Origin of the sequence: uncultured Albimonas sp. (assembly GCF_963977235.1) — a bacterium.
In the GTDB taxonomy this organism is placed as follows: domain Bacteria; phylum Pseudomonadota; class Alphaproteobacteria; order Rhodobacterales; family Rhodobacteraceae; genus Albimonas.
Genome location: NZ_CAXBOD010000051.1, coordinates 1 through 22,927 on the forward strand (window position 1 = coordinate 1; position 22,927 = coordinate 22,927).

At 72.5% G+C, this 22,927-nt stretch carries 20 protein-coding genes; 14 read left to right on the top strand and 6 right to left on the bottom strand.

Annotated features, from left to right (window positions below; translation table 11 throughout):
• Positions 1-168: 168 nt before the first annotated feature.
• Both AAC134_RS18455 and AAC134_RS18460 read left to right on the top strand, forming a co-directional pair.
• Positions 169-1,182, top strand: a complete 1,014-nt coding sequence (locus tag AAC134_RS18455) for a methyltransferase (RefSeq protein ID WP_339950601.1) — start codon at positions 169-171, stop codon at positions 1,180-1,182.
• A 326-nt stretch (positions 1,183-1,508) separates the two neighbouring features.
• On the top strand, positions 1,509-2,105 hold the full coding sequence (locus tag AAC134_RS18460; protein ID WP_339950602.1) for a PEMT/PEM2 methyltransferase family protein: 597 nt from the start codon (positions 1,509-1,511) through the stop codon (positions 2,103-2,105).
• Between the two features lie 81 nt (positions 2,106-2,186).
• Here AAC134_RS18460 and AAC134_RS18465 read toward each other — a convergent pair whose 3' ends face one another.
• Positions 2,187-2,609: a cupin domain-containing protein gene (locus tag AAC134_RS18465; protein ID WP_339950603.1), complete on the bottom strand. Its 423-nt coding sequence runs from the start codon at positions 2,607-2,609 to the stop codon at positions 2,187-2,189.
• A 175-nt stretch (positions 2,610-2,784) separates the two neighbouring features.
• On the opposite strand from AAC134_RS18465, the gene AAC134_RS18470 reads away from it, so the two are divergent.
• Positions 2,785-3,378 (top strand): TetR family transcriptional regulator, encoded by a 594-nt coding sequence (locus AAC134_RS18470; RefSeq protein ID WP_339950604.1) that lies wholly within the window; start codon positions 2,785-2,787, stop codon positions 3,376-3,378.
• Positions 3,379-3,839: 461 nt separating this feature from the next.
• On the opposite strand, the gene AAC134_RS18475 is transcribed toward AAC134_RS18470, so the two are convergent.
• The gene (locus AAC134_RS18475) at positions 3,840-4,151 is read right to left on the bottom strand and encodes a DUF6280 family protein (protein ID WP_092863517.1); all 312 of its coding nucleotides are present in this window, start codon (positions 4,149-4,151) and stop codon (positions 3,840-3,842) included.
• Positions 4,152-4,343: 192 nt separating this feature from the next.
• Here AAC134_RS18475 and AAC134_RS18480 point away from each other — a divergent pair, with 192 nt between their 5' ends.
• From AAC134_RS18480 to AAC134_RS18490, 3 genes are read left to right on the top strand one after another with little or no spacing between them, the layout of a single operon-like run.
• Entirely contained in the window at positions 4,344-5,696 is a 1,353-nt protein-coding gene (locus tag AAC134_RS18480; RefSeq protein ID WP_339950605.1) for an MFS transporter, read from the top strand.
• On the top strand, positions 5,693-6,583 hold the full coding sequence (gene mepA / locus AAC134_RS18485) for a penicillin-insensitive murein endopeptidase (RefSeq protein ID WP_339950606.1): 891 nt from the start codon (positions 5,693-5,695) through the stop codon (positions 6,581-6,583). Before AAC134_RS18480 ends, mepA begins: the two co-directional genes overlap by 4 nt.
• A complete protein-coding gene (locus AAC134_RS18490) occupies positions 6,573-7,571 on the top strand; it encodes an esterase-like activity of phytase family protein (protein ID WP_339950607.1) in 999 nt (332 codons plus the stop codon). The genes mepA and AAC134_RS18490 overlap by 11 nt, the downstream gene beginning before the upstream one ends.
• A gap of 39 nt (positions 7,572-7,610) precedes the next feature.
• Here the strand turns inward: AAC134_RS18490 and AAC134_RS18495 are convergent, their stop codons facing one another.
• The 3 genes from AAC134_RS18495 to zapE all read right to left on the bottom strand — a co-directional run bounded on the left by AAC134_RS18495 (position 7,611) and on the right by zapE (position 11,894).
• Complete coding sequence (locus AAC134_RS18495; protein ID WP_339950608.1) at positions 7,611-9,161, bottom strand: AAA family ATPase; 1,551 nt, start codon at positions 9,159-9,161, stop codon at positions 7,611-7,613.
• Positions 9,162-9,296: 135 nt separating this feature from the next.
• Positions 9,297-10,643, bottom strand: a complete 1,347-nt coding sequence (locus AAC134_RS18500) for a DUF2254 family protein (RefSeq protein WP_339950609.1) — start codon at positions 10,641-10,643, stop codon at positions 9,297-9,299.
• 6 nt (positions 10,644-10,649) lie between these two features.
• Positions 10,650-11,894, bottom strand: a complete 1,245-nt coding sequence (gene zapE, locus AAC134_RS18505; protein WP_339950610.1) for a cell division protein ZapE — start codon at positions 11,892-11,894, stop codon at positions 10,650-10,652.
• 674 nt (positions 11,895-12,568) lie between these two features.
• Between zapE and AAC134_RS18510 the strand changes: the two genes are divergently transcribed.
• From AAC134_RS18510 to AAC134_RS18545, 8 genes are all read left to right on the top strand, one after another.
• Positions 12,569-13,180, top strand: a complete 612-nt coding sequence (locus AAC134_RS18510; protein WP_339950611.1) for a hypothetical protein — start codon at positions 12,569-12,571, stop codon at positions 13,178-13,180.
• A 2-nt stretch (positions 13,181-13,182) separates the two neighbouring features.
• Positions 13,183-14,460 (top strand): MFS transporter, encoded by a 1,278-nt coding sequence (locus AAC134_RS18515; RefSeq protein WP_339950612.1) that lies wholly within the window; start codon positions 13,183-13,185, stop codon positions 14,458-14,460.
• 113 nt (positions 14,461-14,573) lie between these two features.
• Complete coding sequence (locus tag AAC134_RS18520; protein WP_339950613.1) at positions 14,574-15,194, top strand: VPLPA-CTERM sorting domain-containing protein; 621 nt, start codon at positions 14,574-14,576, stop codon at positions 15,192-15,194.
• Between the two features lie 155 nt (positions 15,195-15,349).
• Positions 15,350-15,976: a ribosome maturation factor RimP gene (gene rimP / locus AAC134_RS18525; RefSeq protein ID WP_339950631.1), complete on the top strand. Its 627-nt coding sequence runs from the start codon at positions 15,350-15,352 to the stop codon at positions 15,974-15,976.
• A complete protein-coding gene (gene nusA / locus AAC134_RS18530) occupies positions 15,948-17,555 on the top strand; it encodes a transcription termination factor NusA (RefSeq protein ID WP_339950614.1) in 1,608 nt (535 codons plus the stop codon). Before rimP ends, nusA begins: the two co-directional genes overlap by 29 nt.
• A 31-nt stretch (positions 17,556-17,586) precedes the next feature.
• Positions 17,587-18,348 carry an RNA-binding protein gene (locus AAC134_RS18535; RefSeq protein WP_339950615.1) on the top strand — a complete coding sequence of 254 codons (762 nt, stop codon included), beginning with the start codon at positions 17,587-17,589 and terminating at the stop codon, positions 18,346-18,348.
• A 189-nt stretch (positions 18,349-18,537) separates the two neighbouring features.
• Positions 18,538-21,210: a translation initiation factor IF-2 gene (infB, locus tag AAC134_RS18540; protein ID WP_339950632.1), complete on the top strand. Its 2,673-nt coding sequence runs from the start codon at positions 18,538-18,540 to the stop codon at positions 21,208-21,210.
• Between the two features lie 217 nt (positions 21,211-21,427).
• Positions 21,428-21,862: a hypothetical protein gene (locus AAC134_RS18545; protein WP_339950616.1), complete on the top strand. Its 435-nt coding sequence runs from the start codon at positions 21,428-21,430 to the stop codon at positions 21,860-21,862.
• A 107-nt stretch (positions 21,863-21,969) separates the two neighbouring features.
• On the opposite strand, the gene AAC134_RS18550 is transcribed toward AAC134_RS18545, so the two are convergent.
• On the bottom strand, positions 21,970-22,860 hold the full coding sequence (locus AAC134_RS18550) for a sulfotransferase domain-containing protein (RefSeq protein WP_339950617.1): 891 nt from the start codon (positions 22,858-22,860) through the stop codon (positions 21,970-21,972).
• Positions 22,861-22,927 lie beyond the last annotated feature (67 nt).

The window sequence follows — 22,927 nt, forward strand, 5'->3', positions numbered from 1 at the left end:
TGACTGGGAAGCAGGGCGGGGCGGTCGCGGCCGCAGCGCGGACGCGCCGGGCCGCCCTGCTTCCCCTTTTCGCCCCCGCGGCAAGAATTGCTGCGCCGCGGGGTGTTTTTTCGCGTCGCTTTCCCGCTATCATTGTCGCGAATGGATCAGGCAGAGGAAGGACGACGCATGGCGCTGCTCACCACGGCCGAGGAGATTTCGGACATCGCCTTCGGCTTCATGGGATCCAAGGCCCTGTTCGCGGCGCTCCACTACGGCGTCTTCTCCCATCTCGCGCCCGGCCCCCGTTCCGCCGAGGAGATCGGCGAGGCCGCGGGCCTCCCGCCCGAGCGCGCCCGCACCCTCCTGACCGCGCTCGCCTCGCTCGGCCTCGTCTCGGTCGAGGACGGCGCCTTCGCCAACGCCCCCGCCGCCGAGGCCTTCCTGGTCAAGGGCGCCAAGTACGACTTCGGCGACTACCTGCGCCTGCAGGTCGACCGCCAGATGTACGGCCTGCTCGACCAGATCGAGCCCGCCCTCAACAACACGCTGCCCGAGGAGGCCACCGCCTCCTACGCCCAGTGGTTCGCCGACCCCGAGGAGGCGCGCGTCTACTCCGAATCCCAGCACGCGGGCTCGCTCGGCCCGGCGCGGGGGCTGGCCAAGCTCGTCGACCTCTCGCAGGCCCGCAGCTTCCTCGACGTGGGCGGCGGCACCGGCGCCTTTGCGATCACGCTGTGCAACGCCTTCCCCGAGCTCGAGGCGACCGTGGTCGACTTCCCCAACGTCGCCAGCCTCGGGCGGCGCTACGTCGAGGACGCGGGCCTCTCGAACCGCATCCAGTACGTGGACGGCAACGCGCTCGAGACCGCCTGGCCCGACCGCCAGGACGCGGTGCTGATGTCCTACCTGTTCTCCGGCGTGCCGGGCGAGAGCCACGCCGGCCTGATCTCGCGCGCCTACGACACGCTCGCCCCCGGCGGCGCCTTCATGCTGCACGACTTCGTGGTCGACGCCGAGCGCACCGGCCCCAAGCTCGCCGCCCTCTGGCAGCTCCAGCACACCGCCTTCACCCCCGAAGCCCGCTCGCTCGACGACGCCTGGCTGGCCGAGTCGCTCGGCGAGGCGGGGTTCGAGGACGTCTCGGTCCGCCCGATGATCCCCGGCATGACCATGCTCGCCATGGGCCGCCGCCCGCACTGACGCCGCCGGGGTCGCCCCCCGAAGGCCTGCAAGCGCGCAACGAACGGAGCCCGCGCTGGGCTCCGTTCGCGTTTCCCCCCCGGAGCGCGACTCGCCGCCCCCGCGCCGGCGCCGTCGCACCCTCGGTCCCCGTTCCATGCGCCCGACGCATGGCTCGGCGGGGCATCGCGGGCCGGCCCGCCCAATTCGTCGCAACATTTTCGCGCGGGCGCCATACACCTCTCATAATGCACGCTTTTTCGCGCGATCTGCGATCCGGAACCTTTACGAAACGCGGCGCCGACCCGACATCTCACATCCGACGCATATCCGTCGGGAGATCAGGAATGGCCATCGCCGCACACATCGTCCTCGCCCTCACGCTGCTCTCGGCTGCGCTGCTCGGAGGGCTTCTGCTCCACGCCTTCTTCAAGCGCGGCTCGGGCTTCTGGCCCTCGCCCAAGGGCTCGCGCGATCACGCCATCGCCTTCGGGCTGTTCCGGCTGTTCTGCGGGGGCACGGTGGTCTTCGCGCTGCTCGACTGGGGCTCGCTGGGCTGGGAGCACTGGAGCCGCATCGCGATCGGCGCGCCGCTGATGCTGGGGGCCTTCGCGGTGACGCTGCGCGGCTACGCCTTCCTGGGGCTCGACAACACCTATTGCGCGCAGGACGGGCTGGTGACGGGCGGCATCTACGCCTATTCGCGCAACCCGCAGTATGTCAGCTCGGTCATCGCCACCCTGGGTCTGGCGATCTTCGCCGGCTCCTGGCTGACCATCTTCCTCGCGGGGGCGCTGTTCGCGCTCTACCTGCTGTTCGCCCTGAACGAGGAGCGCTGGCTTCACGCCTCCTATGGCGAGCGTTTCGCCCAGTACATGCGCGAGGCGCCCCGCTTCCTCGACGCCCGCAGCTTCCGCCGCGCCCGCGAGGCGCTGGCGGCCTGAGGATCCGGGCCCCGCGCGCGCACCCGCTCCGCGCGGCCGTCCCCCGGCGGCCGCGCGCGCGCTCCTCGCCGCCCCCCGCGATCAGGGCCCCGCAGGAACCATCAGGGTCATGCCCACCGCCTGCGCGATCGCCGCCACCTTCTCCAGATCCGGCGGCCCCTCCATCGGCGTGGGCGCGGTCGCATCGTCCGGCGCCGGTCGGCCCAGCTCGGTGAAGAAACGGTCGTGCATCAGCCCCGGAGCGTTGAGGATCAGCACCCGGGCCGGCGTCTCCCCCTTCGCCGCAAAGGCATGCAGGGCCCCGTCGGGGATGCGCACATGGTCGCCGGGACCGGCCAGAAGCGTCTGTCCCTCGATCATGAACTCGATCTCGCCCTCCAGCACGTGAAAGGCCTCCGTCTCGCCCGCATGATGGTTGGGCGGAGCGCCGAGACCGGGGGGCACCACCGCTTCGACCAGGCAGTACTTGCCCTGCACATCCTCGGGAAACGCATGGAATTTCATAAGGATCCCCAGGGTCTCATACGTCCGTGGACGGGGATTGGGACGGGGATGGGGATCGGGGGACGTGGACATGACCGAAGCTCCGCTTGCCGATTTGGCCGATGGGCTATAACAAGACAGAAGTCTCATCGTAAGACAAGTGTCTCATGAAATCCGATCCTCGCAGCTCACGCCGATGACCTCACCCGCCCCGACCCGCGGCGCCCAGAAGGCGCGCACCCGCAAGGCCCTGCTGGCCGCCGCCCGCGCGCTGATCGCCCGCGGCGCCGAAGTGACCGTGACCTCCGCCGCGGCCGAGGCCGGCATCTCCAAGGCCACCGCCTACCGCTATTTCTCCGACCCCGCGGCGCTGGTGGCCGAGGCCGGGCTCGACGTGGTCGTCGCCAGCTACGAGGAAGTGACCGCGGACGGCCGTGACCTGCGCGCCCGCCTCGCGGCGATCAGCCTTTATTTCTATGATCTTGCCTGCGATCACGAGGCGGCGTTCCGGCTGTTCCTGGCGCGCAACCTCGACGCCTCGCTGACGCCGGCGCGCGACCGCACACGGCGCGGCGCCCGCCGGGTGACGATGTACGAGCGAGCGATGGAGGAGGACGGGACCCTCCCCCGCCGCACCCGCGACCAGCTGGTGCGGGAGCTGTCGATGGCCACCGGCGCCGAGTCGATGATCGCCCTGTTCGACGTCGTCGGCGCCACCCGCGAGGAGGGCCGCGAGGCCGTCGCCGCCGTGGTCGAGGCCGTCTGCGACCGCCGCCTGCCCCCCCGCTGACATCCCTGGGAGCGACGCAGAGCCCCCCGGGACCGCCGACCCGCCCCCGATGACCCCCGGGGGCCGCCGACCCCCGACCGCAGCCCCAGGTCCCCGCCACAGGCGCGCAGAGCCCCCTCCGCCGCCCAGACAGAGCCCCGCGCAATCCATCCCCGCCGCCGTCGCCTCCCGTCCGCCGGCCTCGCGTCCGCAGGGACCTCCCGCGGCGTCCGTCGGGGGTCACGCGGCGAGCGGGCCCCGGGCGCCGGTCAGCGCATCCTCCCGAAGCTCCCCCCGGCGCGTGCCGGCAAGAAAAAAGCGGCGATCCCGGGGGATCGCCGCTCTCTGCTGTGGGTCGGGTCGTCAGGATCGCCGGGCGCCGGGCGGTGTGGCCGCTTGCGGGGGGCCAGTCCAGGCCGTGGGGGGCCGGAGACGCGTCTGGCTCGATCCTTCGCCGTGTTTCCCTCGAAAGGGCCGGGGCCTCAGGCCGCGGCCTTCTCGTCCTCGTCCTCGTCCCGCTCGCCGCGCAGGGCGACCGAGGTGCGGATGCCTTTCTCGACAAAGGCCATCAGACCCTTGACCGAGCGCTCGTTCGGCTCGATGCCGGCGCAGGACAGAACCTCGCGGCCGTCCTTCGAGCGCGCCCAGCGGGCGATGGACTCGACCCCGGTGCCGGACTTGCGCTGTTCCATCACGGCGTCGTCGAGCGCGGCGAGCACGACGGCGGAGAACAGTTTGCGCGCCCGGGCGCCCTGATCGTTTGTGTAAGAGCTCATGTCGGCAGCGTCGAACATCGCGCCGGTTCCTCCTGACGGGTGTTTAGGAAAGTTGGCCGGTATGTAGTCCGTCGCATTTCCTTCAAGCTAGGAGCGGAATTGCATGGCAGCCATGCGTCCAGTGCATACCGGAGAAACCACCGCTTGCCCGCAGCCCCCCTCGCGGTCATTCTCGCCCCTCCCGTGACGGCGGTGGAGAGCCCCCCTCAAATGCCTGCGCTGCAAGCCGAATCCGCCCCCGCCAACAGCCGCGCCAGATGGGCCTGGATGCTGTTCGACTGGGCCGCACAGCCCTATCACACGTTAATAATCACTTTCATTTTCGCACCCTTTTTCGCCTCCGCTGTCGCGCCCGATCCGGTGACGGGGCAGGAAATGTGGGGCTGGGCGGCCTCGGCGGGGGGTTTGGCCATCGCGCTGACCGCCCCGATCCTGGGCGCGATGGCCGACGCGACCGGCCCGCGCAAGCCCTGGATCGCAGGATTCTCGGTCTGCTACGCGCTCGGATCGGCGCTGCTGTGGTTCTCCGAACCCGGGCTCGCGGACCCTGTGGCGGTGCTCGGCTTCTTCGTGCTCGGGCTGATCGGGGTCGAGTATGCGACCGTCTTTACCAACGCCATGCTCCCCGACCTCGCCCCGCGCGAGGAGGTGGGCCGCCTCTCGGGCAACGGCTGGGCGCTGGGCTATGCGGGCGGGGTGGTCAGCCTCGCGATCATGCTGCTGCTGCTGGCCGAGAACGACCGGGGCGTGACCCTGCTCGGAACCCCGCCGGCGCTGGGGCTGAACCCCGAAACGCGCGAGGGCACCCGCGCCGTCGGTCCGCTGACCGCGGTCTGGTACCTGGTCTTCGTGCTGCCGCTGTTCCTCTGGGTCCCCGACGCGCCGCGCCGCGGCGCGCGGGCCGGGGCGCTGAAGCGCGGGCTGGCCGAGCTGAAGGCCGACCTCAGGGCGCTGCCCGGACGGCGCAGCCTGTCGTGGTTCCTGGGCGCCTCGATGATCTACCGCGACGCGCTGAACGGGTTCTACGTGTTCGGCGGGGTCTATGCGGCGGGCGTGCTGGGCTGGTCGGTGGTCCAGATCGGCGTCTTCGGGATCCTGGCCGCGGTGGTCGGCGCGATCGGCGCCTGGCTGGGCGGGCGGGCCGACCACGCCCGCGGGCCCAAGCCGGTGGTCTCGGCCTGCCTGGTGCTGCTGATCGTGTTCTCGGCGCTGGGCGTCTCGGCTAGCCGCGAGGCGATCCTGTTCGTGATCCCGGTGGCCGAGGGCTCCAGCCTGCCCGACATCCTGTTCTATATCGCCGGCGCCGGGGTGGGCGGCGCGGGCGGCGCCATGCAGGCGGCCTCGCGCACGCTGCTGGTGCGCCAGGCCGAGGCCGGGCGGATGACCGCCGCCTTCGGCCTCTACGCCCTTGCGGGCAAGGCCACGGCCTTCCTCGCGCCGCTGGCCGTGGCGCTCGCCACCGGCCTGTTCGAGAACCAGCAGGCCGGCGTCGCCCCGGTGATCGGCCTGTTCGTGCTGGGCCTCGCGCTGCTGGCCCCCGTCGATCCGGAGGGAGAGAAATGACTGCCCCCGCCCCTCGCCTGACCGCGCTCCTCGCCCCCGCTTTCGCCGCCGCCCTCGCGGTGGTCCTGGCGCCCGAGGCGGCCCCCGCCGCGCCCCTCGCCAAGACCCTGTTCGGGTCGCAGGCGCAGGGCTCGGACCAGTCGCCCGCCCCCATCGGCTCCTACGCCGGAGGGTGCCTTGCGGGCGGCGTGCCGCTGCCCGTCTCCGGCCCGGGATGGGAGACGGTGCGCCTGTCGCGCAACCGCTACTGGGCCCACCCCGAGGCGTTCAGCTTCCTCACCCGCCTCGGCGCGGCGGCCCGGGCCGCCGGCTGGCCCGCGGTGCAGGTCGGCGACGTCAGCCAGCCCCGCGGCGGGCCGATGACCGACGGGCACTCCTCGCATCAGGTGGGGCTCGACCTCGACATCTTCCTGCGGCCTGCGCCTGCGGGGGGGATGAGCGACGCGGCGCGCGAGGGGGCGGGATCGATCTCGGTCGTGACCCGCGACAAGCGCGGGGTGACCGCCGACTGGACGCCCGCGCACCTGCAGGTGATCCGCGCCGCGGCGCAGGACCAAGCCGTCGCCCGGATCTTCGTGAACGCTGCGATCAAGGCCGAGCTGTGCCGCGCCGCCCCCGCCCCGCGGGACTGGCTGCGCAAGGTCCGCCCCTGGTGGGGGCATGACGCGCATTTCCACGTGCGCCTCGCCTGCCCCTCCGGCGCGGCGCTGTGCGAGAACCAGTCGCCGCCCCCCGCGGGCGATGGCTGCGATTCCTCGCTCGACTGGTGGTTCTCGGACGAGGCGCTGAACCCGCCGCCGCCCAAGGGTCCGATCGTGCGCAAGCGGGACGTGATGACCCTCGCCGACCTGCCCGCCGCCTGCGGGGGCGTGCTGGATGCGGATTGATCCGCGCCGGCTGGCGGCGCTCGCCGCCCTCGCCGCGCTGCTCGCCTGCGGCTCCCGGCCCGCGGCCGAGGGCGCGCCGGCGCGCGAGGCGCCGCTCGCGATCCGCGCCCAGCCCTTCGCGGCGCCCCTGCCGGCCGGCGCCCGCCTGCGCCTGCTCTCGGCGATCGAGCTGCGCGGCGACCGGCCCGACTTCGGCGGGCTCTCGGCGCTCGAGGTCGATGCGCAGGGCGAGCGGTTCGTGGCGCTGACCGACCAGGGCGCCTGGGTCGAGGGCCGCATCCGGCGCGCCGGCGAGCGGCTCGAGGGAATCGCGGACGCCACCTTCGCTCCGATGCTGACGGGCGGCGTCCGACCTCCCCCGCGGATGCGCGACGCCGAGGGTCTCGCCATCGCCGCCGCCGACCTCTCGGGCCCCCGCCACGTCGGCTTCGAGCGGCGCAAGCGGATCGAGCGGATGGCAGGCCGCGACGTGGACGGCGTGGCCGGGGGGATCATCGTGGCCGAGCCGCGCGAATGGCTGATCCCCGGCCCCAACGCCGGCCCCGAGGCGCTGGCCGCGGCCCCCGACGGCCGCATCCTGGTGGTGATGGAGGCGCCCTTCGCCCCCGGCGAGGCCTTCACCGGCGCCTGGATCGGCCCCGGCGAGGCGACGCCCGCGCCCTACGCGCGCATCTCGGTCCCGCGGCTGCTGCGGATGTCGGCGACCGGCGCGGATTTCGACGACCAGGGCCGCCTGTGGCTGCTGATGCGGGAGTTCTCGCCCCTCGCCGGCTTCTCCTTCGCGATCGTGCGCTTCGCGCAGACGGGCGACGGGTTCGTCGAGGGCGAGGTGATGCTCGAGATGCCCCCCGGCCCCGGCTCGGACAATGCCGAGGGCATCGCCGCCTGGACCGACCCGCTGGGCCGCACCCGGCTGCTGGTGATCACCGACGACAACTTCAACCTGCTGCAGCGCACCGTGCTTTATGAGTTCGCCTCGCCCGACTGAGCCCGCCCCGCGGGAGCGGGCCCGCCTTGTCGCCGCCCCTCAGCCCGGATCCGCCGGAGGGGCCGAGAGGGTCAGGGTTCCCGCGTCCTCGGCAAGATCCTCGATCCCCAGCGGGGACTGGGGGCGGGCGATGCGGTTGCGGGTGACCCAGACCAGCCGGTGCTCGGCCCGGGTGATCGCCACATAGGCCAGCCGCTTCCACAGCGGCAGCCCGGCCTCGTTCCGCCCCGCCCGCCAGGCGGCGTAGAGATCGGGGGCATAGACCTGCACCGTGGGCCACTGACTGCCCTGCGCCTTGTGGATCGTCGCCGCCGCCCCGTGCAGGAAGGCCGCGCCCATGGTCGCGGCGGTGGGGATGAAGGGCTCCTCCTCGCCGGGCATCTCGATCTGGATGATCGCGGCGACGTTCACCTTCGGCTCCTCGGCGCCCAGCACGTGGATGCGCGCGAAGCCCGGCTTGCGACCGGGCCCGAGGTAGATGCACTGCGCGCCCTTCACCAGGCCCCGCGCCTCGAGGTCGATGCGCTTGCGGCGGTGCTTCATCGGCAGCTCCACCCCGTCGCAGATCAGCGGCTCGCCGGGGATCAGCTCGGTCTCGGGGGCGCCGTGGACCTGGCGGAAGGCGTGGATCAGACGGATGCGCGTGGCGTTGCGCCAGACCAGCATCGGCGAGCGCGACATCAGCTCGGCGTCCGCCCGCTCGCCCAGCACCACGCGGTCGTCGCGCCCGGCCGCCTGCTCGACCATCCGCTCGAAGTCGGGGAAATCGATCTGCGGGTCGGCGAGCGCATGGGCGAGATCGAGGATCGGGTTGTCGGCCGCCTGCCGGTGGATGCGGGAAAGCTCGAACTTGCGCCCCTCGGGCAGCTTCTCGAAGACCATCGCGCCGGACTGGCCGACGGGGGCGAGCTGCGCCGGGTCGCCGAACAGGACGATCAGCCGGAACAGGGCCTTGAGGTCCTCCATCTGCCGGTCGTCGATCATCGAGGCCTCGTCGACCAGCGCGATGTCGAGCGGATCGTCCCGCCTCGTCCAGCCCTTGATGAAGTCCGAGCCGCGCAGCCCCATCGCCGCCAGCGCGCCCGGGATCGAGCCGTGCGACTTGTAGGCCGCCTCGGCGCGGGCGAGCTGCTCCTCGGTGATGGTTTCGGTCGTCGGACGCTCGGCCTCGCCGGCCAGCCACTGGGCGATGCGCTCGTATTCGGGATCGTAGACGGGGGTGTAGACGATGCGGTGGATGGTGGTCGCCGGCACCCCGAGGTTGCGCAGCACCGAGGCCGCCTTGTTGGTGGGCGAGAGGACGGCGAAGCTGCGCCGGCCGCGCTTCTTGCGGTTCTCCCACTCGGCCGAGACCGCCTCGACGCCCGCGTCCTCGAGATCCTTGACCATCGAGGCCAGCAGCCGGGTCTTGCCCGAGCCCGCCTTGCCGACGATCGCGACCACCTCGGCCGCGCGCGCATCGTCGTCGTCCAGCGGCTCGCAGGAGCCGGCGACGAGGTCCACGCCCAGCGCCTCCAGCCGCTCGGCCACGATGGCGCGGGCGGCGGACTGGTCCTCGGAGAACTCCATGCGGGCGACGCCGGCGTCCATTCGGGCCTCTGCGGTCGGATTCGGACGGGACGGGCGGGGGCCGATCCCTGGGGCCTTCCTAGCCGGTCGCGGCGACCGAGGGAATCCCGGCCGATCCCGGCGGCGTCGGCGGCGCCTCGCGCAGGGGCCGCGCGCTCAGCCCTCCTGCCGGCCGTCGCCCGCCTCCAGCGCGGTCTCCACCAGCAGACGGTCGTCGGGGTCGCGCATCGCCGCGGCGGCGCGGGCGACGCGGGCGAGCAGGCGCTCGGCGGCGGCGCGGTCCTCGGGCGCGGTCGCGTTGTCGCGCAGCGCGCACAGGCCGCGGGCGGCGGTCTCGAGCACCTGGGCGTGGCCGCGTCCGGCCTCGATGATCGGGTGGATCAGCCGGGGCGCCAGCCAGGCCGCGCCGCAGCCGGGCGCGGCCAGGATCGCCTCGCCCCCCGGCTCCCGCCGCAGCCGCGAGGGCGGCCCCCGGTGGGCGAGACGGATGCAGCCCTCCAGGATCCGGTCGAGGCAGGCCATCGCCGTGAACGGGTCGTTGAGCGAGGGCGAAAGCGCGCGCATCGCGATCTCCGACAGCGCGTCGCCCTCGAAATCCGCGACCCCGGTGCGCCGGCGCCGCGGGGTGAGGGCGAGCCGCGCGCGCAGCGCGTCCTCGACGCTGCGCGCGCCGCCGTCGCCGTCGTGCAGCCCCACCGCCAGCGCCAGCGGGGCGCCGGGCAGCAGGTGGTCGTTCTCGCGCGCCACCAGCGCCAGGCGCAGCCCGTGGCCGCGGGCCCAGTCGGCCAGCCCGTCGAGATCGACCGAGGAAAGATAGCCCGCCGAGGCCGCCGCGATCGGCCGCCCCCGGGTCCGGGCCAGCGCTTCGAGTTCCTGCGCCTCGCGGTATTCGGCGGCGTCGGCGCGCGGGGCGCCGTCGCCCTCGACGGCGTCGACGAACATGTCGCCCACCCGCGCCACGGTGGCGTCGGCGCGGATCGCCTCGGACATCCTCGTGGCGAACAGCACCACCGCCACCAGCGTCAGCGAGCCCAGCACCGAAGCGATCGCCACCGCCGTCAGCGAGGCCGCGCCCCCCGGATCGCCCTGGGTCAGCACCAGCAGCCCCGACAGCGAGGCGAAGAAGCCCGACAGGCTCAGCCCCAGCAGCGACTGGGTGACGTTGGCCTGCAGCCAGAAGTCGATGATCCGCGGCCCGATCTGCTGCGAGGTCAGGGTCAGGGCCACGAAGCTGAGCGAGAAGACGATCGAGATCACCGTCACCATGCCGCCCGCGACCATGGTCAGCAGGTCGCGCGCGGCGCCGGCGTCATACCCGCTCTCGAGCTCGCGGACCCGGGCGGCGGCGTCCTCGAGCCCCAGCCAGGCGAAGGCGGCCGAGGGCTCGGCCCCGGTCAGCAGCGCCGGCAGCACCAGCGCCTGGCTGACCGCCAGCATCGACAGCGGCACGAACCACAGGCTTTCCAGCGCGGCCCTCAGCAATCCCTTCAGCCGCGAGGTCATCGCCCCTTACCCCCTGTCCGGAAGGGCGCCGGGCGCCTGGCCCGGGTCGACCTCCGCCACATCGTTCGCCGTCGCAGCGCCGCCCTCGCCCCCGCCCTCGCCCCTGGCGGCGGCGGCGGCGGCAGGCGCGGGCGGCCAGTCCTCGCCCCGCATCTCCTCGATGCGCGAGGCGGTGCGCTCGAACTCGAAGGCGCCGGGGCCGTCCTCGTAAAGGGTTTCGGGCTCGGCGGCGGCGGAGACGTAGATCTTGGTCTTCGCCTCGTAGAGCGCGTCGATCAGGGTCACGAAGCGCTTGGCCTCGTTGTTGCGGGCGCGCGACAGGCGGGGGACGTCCTCGATCATCAGGACCTCCACGGCCTCGGCCAGCGCCAGGTAGTCGGCGGGGCCGAGCGGCCGGGCGCACAGCTCCTCGAAGCCGGCGCGCAGGGCGCCGGGCCTGCCGCGCTCGCCGGGCCTGCCTCGTTTGAACGTCTCGCGGCGGCCGGGGAATTCCAGCGTCAGGGGCGCCTCGGGGGTCTCGCCCTGTTCGGCCCACAGGCGGTCCATCTCGGCGGCGGTCTCGGGGCCCAGCGGCGAGAGGTAGCGCACGTCGCCGCGCGAGCGGTCCTGGCGGTGGTCGGCGTCCCCGTCGAGGTGGTGAACGTCGAGCTTCTCCTTCAGGATCTCGATGAAGGGCAGGAAGATCGCGCGGTTCAGCCCGTCCTTGTAGAGATCGTCGGGGTGACGGTTGGAGGTGGTCACCACCACCACGCCGCGGGCGAACAGCGCCTCGAACAGGCGGCCCACGATCATCGCGTCGGCGATGTCGGTGATCTGCATCTCGTCAAAGCACAGCAGCGTGGCGCTGTCGGCGATGGCCTCCGCGACGGGCTGGATCGGGTCGGCCTCATGCCGCTCGCGCGCTTTCTTGATGCCGGCGTGGACCTCCTGCATAAAGGCGTGGAAGTGCACGCGGCGCTTGGGGCTGACCGGGGCGATGTCGTGGAACAGGTCCATCAGCATCGACTTGCCGCGCCCGACGCCGCCGTAAATGTAGAGGCCGCACAGCGTCTCCTGCCGGTTCTTCTCGCGCCCCCAGCCGAACCAGCCGCGGGCGACCTTCTTGCCGGCCTTCGGATCGTAGTTCTTCAGCCGATCGTGAAGCAGCTGCAGCTGCTCGGCCGCCTGGGCCTGGGCCGGGTCCGCCGTCAGGTCCCCCGCCTTGACCAGGGCGCGGTAGCGGGCGAGGGGCGTCTCGGCGGGACTGGTCATCGGGGGGCGGGGTCCGGGATCGGGGCGGGGACGGGCGGCGGGGCCGCGCGGACCCGTCCCCGTCAAAAGGCGCAGGCGGGCTCGATGTCAACCCGCGCGCCCTCCGGCAGGCAGGTGGGCGTCCTCGGGGGCATCGAGCCCCGCTCGGCCGCGCGGCGGCTTCGCGCCGACGGCCCGCGGGGGGCGGAGGGGCCGGGAGTGCGGGGCGAGGGCGCCCGGCGCGGGCGTCGCAGGGCGGCGCGAGGGTCCTGGGCGGGGCCCCGCGGGCGAAGGGGGACGCCTCGCGAGGCGGACGCGGCTTCCCCGCGCGGCGCCTGGGGCGAAGGTCGCGCAGGCGGCCCCGGGTCAGGCCCGGGGCGCCCCCCGGCTGCGAGCCGGCCCGCAGGGACCCGCGCGGGAGCAGAGCACGGCCGGCCCTCGGCCGACCGCGGCAGGCGGGAGGGGCGAAGCCCGCCATTCCCGATGGCGCCCCCGCCCTCCGGATGCGAGGCGCGAATGCGGCGCATCACGAAAAACCATGCTCGGGTTCCGAAAGGGAACCTTGCTTTCGGGGCGCCGGGCAGGTTTGGTGACCGCCGTGCCGGGGCGGCAGACGCTCTTGCCGTTCGCCTCGCGCCCCCCCAGAGATCGCCCCCAGAGATCGCACCCGGATCGCTCCCCCCGAGATCGCCTCCATGACCGCCTCGCGCCATTTCATCGAAGGCCACGCCATCGTCTCCCCCGAGGGGATGATCGCCGACGCCGCCGGCGCCTTCCCCCCGGCGCTGGGCGACGCGGAGGACTGGGCGCGGTTCCAGGCCGCGCTCGACGCCTGCGCGGCCACCGTGCTCGCGCGCGCCAGCCACGAGGCGACGCCCAACCGCGCCAACCGCCTGCGGGTGGTGATGAGCCGCGGCGCCGCCGGTCTGACCCGCCGCGAGGACGCCTGGTGGTGGAACCCCGCCGAGGTGCCGCCCGCCGCGATGCTGGCGGCGGTCGCGCCCCGGGGCGGGCGCATCGGCGTGCCCGGCGGGCGCGCGGCCTTCGACCTGTTCCTGCGCCCCGCCCCGGGCCAGCCCGGCTTCGACGCGTTCCACCTCGCGACCAACCCCGACTGCCCGCTGCCGGGCGGCCGGCCGGTGTTCTCGGGCCTCGGGCCCGACCGCGGCCCCGAGGCGCTGCTGGCCGAGTCGGGGCTGGTCCCCGGCTCCCCCGAGATCCTGAACCCCGCGCGCGGCGTGAGCCTGCGCATCTGGCGGCGGGAGGGGGGCCAGGCGCCCTCCGCCGACGTCGAACAAGGACGCTGACGATGTCGACCCAGAGCTCCCCCGCCCCCCGCGCCGACCGCCTGTTCACGCCGATGCTGATCTCGGGCGCCGTGATCCTGGCGCTCGGCTTCGGCGTGCGGGCCGCCTTCGGCCTGTTCCAGATCCCCATCGAGCAGACCTTCAACTGGCCGCGGGCGGAATACTCGCTGGCCATCGCCCTGCAGAACCTGGCCTGGGGCGCCGCGCAGCCCGCCTTCGCCGCGATGTCCGAGAAGTTCGGCAGCCGCCGCACCCTGGCGCTGGGGCTGGCGATCTACGCCATCGGCCTGCTGGGATCGGCCTGGGCTACGACGCCCGAGGGGCACCAGCTGCTCAACATCCTGATCGGGTTCGGCATCGCGGGCTCGGGCCTCGGCGTGATCCTGGGCGCGGTGGGACGCGAGGCCTCGGAGGCCAATCGCAGCCTGGCGCTGGGGATCGTGACCTCGGCCGCCTCGGTGGGGCAGCTGGTGCTGCCGCCGATCCTCGCGATGCTGCTGACCGGCATGGGCTGGGAGGACGTGTTCCTGGTCTGCGTGGGCATCCTGGGCCTGGCGGCGCTGCTGCTGCCGATGGTCACCGGCGCCCCCGCGCCGGCCGTCCCCGGCGCCCCTCCGCTCGCCGGCGGCACCCTGGCCGAGGCGGTGAAGCGGGCGATGACCGACCCCTCCTTCATCCTGATCTTCCTGGGCTTCTTCTCCTGCGGCTACCAGCTGGGCTTCATCACCGCCCACTTCCCCGCCTTCATCACCGAGGCCTGCGCGGCCGTGGACCCGGCGGGCCTTCTGGCCGCGGTCGGCATCTCCTCGACCGCGGCGCTGGGGGGCTGGGCGCTGGCGCTGATCGGGGCGGCCAACATCGGCGGCACGCTGCTGGCCGGGCGGCTGGGGGGCAAGTTCCCCAAGCGCTGGCTGCTGACGGTGATCTACCTGCTGCGCGCGGCGGTCTGCGCGGCCTTCATCGTGATCCCGATGACCCCGGCGACGGTGCTGTTCTTCTCGGTCGCCATGGGCTCGCTGTGGCTGGCCACCGTGCCGCTGACCGCGGGGCTGGTCGGGTTCATCCACGGCATGCGCTACATGGGCACGCTCTACGGGATCGTGTTCTTCTCCCACCAGGTCGGCGGCTTCCTGGGCGTGTGGCTGGGCGGCGCGCTGCACGACCGCTTCGGCGACTACAACTCGGTGTGGTGGATCGGCGTGGCGATCTCGCTGTTCTCCGCCGCCGTGCACATCCCGGTGCGCGAGAAGCCGCTGCCGGCGCTGGGGGCCGCGGCCTGAGGGCGTCGAGACGGGACGCAACGTCAATATCGGAATCAGTTGTCGTTGCGTCCGCGTCCGTTAATGCTCCTGAACAATGCGCCCGCACCGGGCCCATTGTCTTGGGGACATCCATGCCATTCACCGCCCGCCCGGCGCTCGTCGCCCTGTGTCTCGCCCTGTCCTGCGCCGCGCCCGCCTCGGCCCTGATGCAGGTCTCGATCGTCGAATCCGGAGCCGACGTGGTCGTCAGCTACAGCGGCGGCCTCGACACGACCGGCCTCGACCTCCCGTCCACCAGCGTCATCGGCGCCGTCGCCGGGATCAGCCCCTTGCTGGGCACGTTCGTCGTCTACAGCGACGATCCCATCGACAGCTACCAGTTCGCGCTCGCGCCCGGGGACGGCTGGGAGCCGCTGGGCGCGGGCGGCGTGTCCCTCGCGACCAGCTTCCTCGGCGACGCCTTCGGCTTCGGGTTCGAGGACGTGGACGACGGCGATCCGCGGCGCCAGATCGTCGTTCCCACCGGGTATGTCGCCCTCACCCCGCTGTCGGGAGAGGTCACTTTCGCGGGCGCCAGCCTCGGCTCTCTCGGCCTGACGGCGGGCGACTATTCCTTCGCGCTGCCCTCCGACTTCATCGCCATCTCGATCGCGTCCGCCTCGACCGCGGTTCCCCTGCCCGCCGCGGCGCCGCTGCTGGCCGCGGGACTGGGCGGGCTGGCGCTGGCCGCGCGCCGTCGCCGGAAGGGCTGAGAGGGCCCTTGCCGCGGCGGGCGTCGGGGTATATATGCCCCTCGACATAGCGGCGTCGCTGGTTTCCTCGGAAGCCTTCGACGACCGGACCGAAAGGGCGGGCCGCTGAGGCCCGCCTTTTTCATTTCTGGAGCGACCGAATGACCGATCGCGACATCACCGGGCTGGTGGCGAGGACCCCTCTCGACCAGCGGATCGCGCAGATCGTGCGCCCCACCGTCGAGGGCATGGGCTTCGAGCTCGTGCGCCTGCGCTTCATGGGCGGCTCGAAACGCGCCACCCTGCAGATCATGGCCGAGCGTCCCGACGGCACGATGGAGGTCGACGACTGCGCCGACCTCTCGCGCGCGGTCTCGGCCGCGCTCGACGTCGACGACCCCATCGACGGCGCCTACGCGCTCGAGGTGTCGAGCCCCGGCATCGACCGTCCCCTGACCCGTCTGAAGGATTTCGACCGGTTCGCGGGCTGGGAGTGCAAGCTCGAGACCAACGAGATGATCGACGGCCGCAAACGCTTCAAGGGCGAGCTGGAGGGGGTCGAGGACGACGAGGTCCTGATCCGCATCCCCGAGGGCCTGATCGGCCTGAAGTTCGACTGGATCGCCGACGCCAAGCTGATGCTGAGCGACGCGCTGATCGCCGAATCGCTGAAGGCCCGCAAGGCCGCCGGCACCGCCCTGCCCGACATGGACGAAAGTCTGTACGACGAAATCGAGGACGCCGACGCCGAAGACGCGGATGGCGATGAGGAGGATGACGATGGTCAGCGCCAACAGGCTTGAGCTGCTGCAGATCGCTGACGCGGTCGCCCGCGAGAAGCTGATCGATCCCGTCCTGGTGATCGAGGCGATGGAGGACAGCCTGGCCAAGGCCGCGCGGTCCCGCTACGGCGCGGAATACGACATCCGCGCCGACATCGACCGCAAGACCGGCGAGCTGCGCATGTCCCGCGCCCGCGAGGTCGTCGAGGAGGTGGAGAACCACTTCACCGAGATCGCGCTCTCCGAGGCCCGCGCCATGAACCCCGAGGCCGAGGCCGGCGACTTCATCGCCGAGCCGCTGCCCACGCTCGAGTTCGGCCGCATCGCCGCCCAGACCGCCAAGCAGGTCATCGTGCAGAAGGTCCGCGAGGCCGAGCGCGAGCGCCAGTACGACGAGTACAAGGACCGCGTCGGCACCATCATCAACGGCGTGGTGAAGCGGGTCGAATACGGCAACGTCATCGTGGACCTCGGCCGGGGCGAGGGCGTGATCCGTCGCGACCAGCTGATCCCGCGCGAGATGTACCGCAACGGCGACCGCATCCGCGCCTTCATCCGCGACGTCCGCGCCGAGACCCGCGGCCCGCAGATCTTCCTCTCGCGCACCGCGCCCGAGTTCATGTCCGAGCTCTTCAAGATGGAAGTGCCCGAGATCTACGACGGCGTGATCGAGGTGAAGGCGGTCGCCCGCGACCCCGGCTCGCGCGCCAAGATCGGCGTGATCTCCCACGACAGCTCGATCGACCCGGTCGGCGCCTGCGTGGGCATGCGCGGCTCGCGCGTGCAGGCCGTCGTCTCCGAGCTTTCGGGCGAGAAGATCGACATCATCCCGTGGTCCGAGGACCCCGCGACCTTCATCGTCAACGCCCTGCAGCCGGCCGAGGTCGCCAAGGTCGTGCTCGACGAGGACGCCCGCCGAATCGAGGTGGTGGTCCCCGACGAGCAGCTGAGCCTCGCCATCGGCCGCCGCGGCCAGAACGTGCGTCTGGCCAGCCAGCTCACCGGCTGGGACATCGACATCCTGACCGAGGAGGAGGAATCCTCCCGCCGCCAGGCCGAGTTCGCCGAGCGCACCAACCTGTTCATGGAAACCATGAACGTGGACGAGTTCGTCGCCCAGCTGCTGGTCTCGGAGGGGTTCACCACCCTCGAGGAGGTCGCCTACGTCGATCTCGACGAGCTTCTGTCCATCGAGGGCGTGGACGAGGACACCGCCGAGGAGCTCCAGGCCCGCGCCCGCGAAAGCCTCGAGGAGCTCAACCAGCAGGCGCTGGAGAAGGCCCGCGAGCTCGGCGTGAAGGAAGAGCTGGTTGAATTCGAGGGCCTCGCCCCCCAGATGATCCTCGCGCTGGCGCAGGACGGCGTCCTCACGCTCGAGGACTTCGCGACCTGCGCCGACTGGGAGCTTGCCGGCGGCTGGACCGTCGTCGAGGGCAAGCGCCAGAAGGACGACGGCGTGCTGGAGCCCTTCGACGTCTCTCTCGAGGAAGCGCAGGCCATGGTGATGCGCGCCCGACTCGGCCTCGGCTGGGTCACCGAGGAGGACATCGCCGCCGCCGCCGAGGAAGGCGACGCCGCCGAGGAGGAGGCCGAGGCCTGATCCGCGCGGCTCCGGGCAGGAGGGCGCGATCATGACCCGAGGCGGACGACGCAAGGACCGGGAAGAGGGTCCCGAGCGGCGCTGCATCGTCACCGGCGAAAGCGGATCGACTCACGGGTTGATCCGCTTCGTGGTGGGGCCCGAGGACGAGATCGTTCCCGATCTCGCCGAACGGCTCCCCGGCCGGGGCATGTGGCTCAGTTCGGACCGCGACTCGGTCCGGCTGGCGGTGAAGAAACGCGCCTTCTCCCGGGCGGCGCGGGCGCAGGTGAGCGTTCCCGAGGGGCTCGAAGAGCTGCTCGAATCGTTGCTGGCGCGCCGCGCGGTCGATTCGCTGGGCCTCGCCAGGAAGGCGGGGCTTGCGGTCACCGGGTTCGAGAAGGTAAAGGCACGGCTCAAGCAGGGTCCGACAGCCGCGCTGCTCCATGCGCGCGACGGGTCGGATCAGGGCCTGGGCAAGCTTCGCCCGCTGGCCCGAGGATCTTCCGTGGTGAATGTCCTTTCCAGCGAAGAACTGGGATTGGCCTTCGGGCGGGACTATGTGATACACGCCGCGATTGACGCTGGCGGAGCCGCGGATCGTTTCCTCCGGGAAGCTCAGCGGCTGGCGGGGTTCCGGACCTCGCCGCCGGACGCCGGACCCGAAGACGGGACCGGAACCGGCGACGGACCCGGCCCGGCTGTGACCGGAAGCGGGGGCGCGGATCGCCAGAGCGGCGACGGCCCTGCCGGGACAAACGCTTCCCCGGCCGAGGGTCGCCGGGATCACGACCCCGAGGCGGGGCCGGCCTGATCCGGCGCCGCAGAGTACGAGACGGGCGCCGCCACCCGGCGGTGCCCTGATAGCCGTGGTGGGGTCCCGGACCCTGCCGCGAAACGCGCCGAGCACAGGGTCCGGTCCCGGTCCGGCGGATAGCACGGCGCGAAGGCGAACAGGACGTTGATGGACGACAGAATGGACGGCAACGACAAATCCGGCGGCATGAAGACCCGATCGCGGCCCGGCGGCGAAGGCCCTGGACGCGTGCGGCAGAGCTTCAGCCACGGCCGGACGAAGTCGGTCGTGGTGGAGACCAAGCGCAGCAAGAAGCTGACGAAGCCGGGCGAGGGCGCACCTGCGGCCGCCGCCCCCGCTTCGCCGGCCCCTGCTGGCGCGGCCGCGCCCCGGCCCTCCGTGGCCACGGGCCTGCGCGGCGGGACCGTGCGCCCGACCGGCGGCTCCGAAGCCCCCGCGGCTGCGGCAGCGCAGCGCGCGGCAGGCGCAGGCACGGGCTCCGACACCAAGCCCCAGCGCCGCCAGGGCAAGGGCAACGTGCTGAAAAGCCTGTCGCCCGAGGAATACGAGCGCCGCAAGAAGGCGCTCGAGGCCGCCAAGCAGAACGAGGGGGCGCGCCGCGCCCGCGAGGAAGCCGACGCCAAGGAGCGTGAGGCCGAGCGCACCCGCCTTCTCAAGGAGAAGGACGAGCGGGAGCGCAAGGAGGCCGAGGAGCAGATCCGCCGCGAGCGCGAGGAGTCCGAGCGACTCGCCGCCGAGGAGGAAGCCCGCAAGAAGGCCGACGCCGACAAGAAGGAGCGCGAGCGCGCCAAGGCCGAGCGCGAGGCCGAGCGTCTCATCGCGCCCGACCCCTCCGCCGTGGGCGCTCCGCCCGCCGAGGGCGAGGGCAAGGAGCGCACGATGCGCGGCACGCCGCCGCCGCGTCGCGCGCCGCCTGCCGACGACAAGAAGCCCAGCCGCGGCCGGGCCGGCGACGAGCGTCGCCGCTCGGGCAAGCTGACGATCTCTTCGGCGACCTCGGGCGACGAGGGCGGGCGCCAGCGCTCGCTCGCCGCCATGCGCCGCAAGCAGGAGCGTCAGAAGCGCCAGATGGGCGGCCGCGGGCCCGAGCGTGAAAAGGTCATGCGCGACGTGAACGTGCCTGACGCGATCACGGTGCAGGAGCTTGCCAACCGCATGGCCGAGCGGGCCGCGGACGTGGTCAAGATGATGTTCAAGTCGGGCATGATGGTCACCATCAACGACACGCTCGACGCGGACACCGCGATCCTGGTGGTCGAGGAATTCGGCCACACGGTCGTGCGCGTCTCGGATTCGGACGTCGAGGACGCGATCTCGACGGTCGAGGACACCGAGGGCGAGCTGCAGCCGCGGGCCCCGGTCGTGACGATCATGGGTCACGTCGACCACGGCAAGACCTCGCTGCTGGACGCGATCCGCAAGGCCAACGTGGTCTCGGGCGAGGCCGGCGGCATCACCCAGCACATCGGCGCGTATCAGGTCACCACCGACTCGGGCGCGAAGATCACCTTCCTCGACACGCCGGGCCACGCCGCCTTCACCTCGATGCGCGCCCGTGGGGCGCAGGTGACGGACATCGTGATCCTGGTGGTTGCGGCCGACGACGCGGTGATGCCCCAGACGATCGAGGCCATCCACCACGCCAAGGCCGCCAACGTCCCGATGATCATCGCGATCAACAAGTGCGACAAGCCGGGCGCCAACGCCCAGAAGGTCCGCACGGACCTGCTTCAGCACGAGGTGGTCGTCGAGGAGATGTCGGGCGACGTGCAGGACGTCGAGGTGTCGGCCAAGACCGGCGCCGGGCTCGAGACCCTGCTTGAGGCGGTGGCCCTCCAGGCCGAGATCCTCGAGCTGAAGTCCAACCCCGACCGCTCCGCCGAGGGCGCGGTGATCGAGGCCAAGCTGGACACCGGCCGCGGCCCCGTCGCCACGGTCCTCGTCCAGCGCGGCACCCTTCGCCGCGGCGACATCTTCGTGGTCGGCGAGCAGTGGGGCCGCGTGCGCGCGCTGATCAACGATCAGAACGAGCGTGTGGACGAGGCCGGACCGTCGGTCCCGGTCGAGGTCCTGGGTCTCCAGGGCACCCCGGCCGCGGGCGACGTGCTCAACGTGGTCGAGTCCGAGGCCAAGGCCCGTGAGATCGCCGACTATCGTCAGCGCCAGTCCCGCGACAAGCAGGCCGCCGCCGGCGCCCGCGCGACGCTCGACCAGCTGCTGGCCCAGGCCAAGGCCGACGCCGACGTGGCGGAGCTGCCGGTGCTGGTGAAGGCGGACGTGCAGGGTTCGGCCGAGGCGATCGTCCAGGCGCTGGAGAAGATCGGCAACGAGGACGTCCGCGTCCGCGTGGTCCACTCCGGCGTCGGCGCGATCACCGAGACCGACGTGGGCCTCGCCGAGGCCTCCAACATGCCGGTGATCGGCTTCAACGTCCGCGCCAACGCGCCGGCCCGCGAGTCCGCCAACCAGAAGGGCGTGGAGATCCGCTACTACTCGGTGATCTACGACCTGGTGGACGACGTGAAGATGGCCGCCCAGGGTCTTCTCAAGCCGGAGGTCCGCGAGACCTTCATCGGCTATGCGAAGATCAAGGAGGTCTTCAAGGTCACCGGCGTCGGCAAGGTCGCCGGCTGCGAGGTCACCGAAGGCGTGGCGCGCAAGTCGGCGGGCGTCCGCCTGCTGCGCGAGGACGTGGTCATCCACCAGGGCAAGCTGAAGACCCTGAAGCGCTTCAAGGACGAGGTGAACGAGGTTCGCTCCGGCCAGGAGTGCGGCATGGCCTTCGAGCACTACGAGGACATTCGCGAAGGCGACGTCATCGAGATCTTCACCACCCAGGAGGTGGAGCGCACCCTCTGAGGGACTGCGCCGGATCGAGACCACGAACGGCCGGGGCGGCGACGCCCCGGCCGTTTCGCGTATGGCCCCCCTCCCCACTCTGCCCCCTGCCCAGCGGCGCGCCGGGTCCAGCCGTGCAGCCCAGCGCAGCCGTGCGCGCGCGCGGGGATTGACCTGCGCGTCGAGCCTATGGTTCTGGAATGTGGCAGTTGCAGGATGGAACAACCGAGGGGGCGCGATGTCGGTCTGGAAAACTCTGGCGCTGGCCGCCGCAATGTCCTGCGCCGGCGCGCAGGTCGCCTCTGCCGCGACGCTCTACCGGCTCGACGCCACCCTCAAGAGCAACGGCAGCCAGTTCTGGGTGATCTACGACGACCTCGACGGCGACACCCTCTTCAGCCTCGACGAGCTGGTCGAGTGGTCGACCTACGGCGGACGGCCCAAGCTGACGGCCGTTCCCGGCTATGCCGCCAACTACCTGGACGGCAGCGGGGTCTACTGGAAGTTCAAGAAGGGCAGCTCGACCGTCTCCCACTACTACTCGCACTGGCGCTACGCCCGCAGCGCCCTGACGACTGAGGTTCCGGCTCCCGCGTCGCTGCCGCTCGCGGTGATCGGCCTGGGCGGACTGGCGGCGGTCGCGCGGCCGAGACGCGCCCGCGCCGAGGGCTGAAGCGGCGCGGCGGGCGCCGGGGCGCGGTTGCGTGCGGCGGGGTAGGGCGTCGGTGTAGGGCGGCGGGGCCGGGCGTCGGGCGTCGGGGCGGCGCATTGAAATGCGCCCTACGCGCCGCCCTCTTCCAGCCAGCGGCGGTGGTCTTCGTCGGGAACCAGTTCCGCCATCCGCGCCCGATACCGGGCCAGCGCGGCCGGCGGCACGACCTCGCGCCAGCGGCCGGCGCCGCCCCTGGCGAAGAAGCCGGCGTCGTCGCGCCAGAAGCCGGTCCCGGGCTCCGGCACATAGCGGTGGGCCTCGGCGCGCATGGCGTCAAAGGCGGTGGCCCGGACGATCGCCTCGACCAGCGCCGGGTCGGCGGCCACCCCGATCGCCCGGGCCAGGCGGCGCACCGCCCCCGGATGGTCGGCGGTCATCTCGGCGTAGTGCATCGTCAGAAGCTCCGGCAGCCGACCCGAGAGCGCCGTCTCCCGATAGTGCCGCGTCACGGTGGCGAGCGTGTCGTCGTCCACCGCCTCGCGATCCAGCTCCCCCTCGACAAAGCCCTCCAGCGCCTCGTCCAGCGGGCGCAGCAGCGGGTGGTCGGGGCGGGCGCCGGCGCGGTTGGCCACGTGGCTGCGCAACGAGGCGAACACGTCCAGCGGGTGGCGGTAGACGGCGATCACGCTGACCCCCTCCCACACCGGGAACCCGTCGGCCGGGGCGTGGGTCTTGACCACCCGCCGGCCCGGCTGGGCGGCGAGCCGGGCGCGCACCGTCTCCGCCTCGCCCAGCGCCGAGTCGACCCAGGGCGAGATCACGCCGATCCGCTCCGACAGCTCCGCCCGCCCGGCCAGCAGCATCGCGACCATGGTCTGCGTCCAGGTCGTCCCGCACTTGGGCGGCGTGCAGACCAGCACGTCGCCGCGGCGCGGAACCCAGGTGTCCCACCGCTCGGGACAGGTGATGTCGCCGCGATAGGTCGTGGCGGCGGGACGGATCTGCGGCGCGCGCGACATGGCTCTCCCCTGACGTCGCCGGAAGCCTAGGCGCCGACCGCCGCCCGGTCCAGAGCGGCGTCCGCCG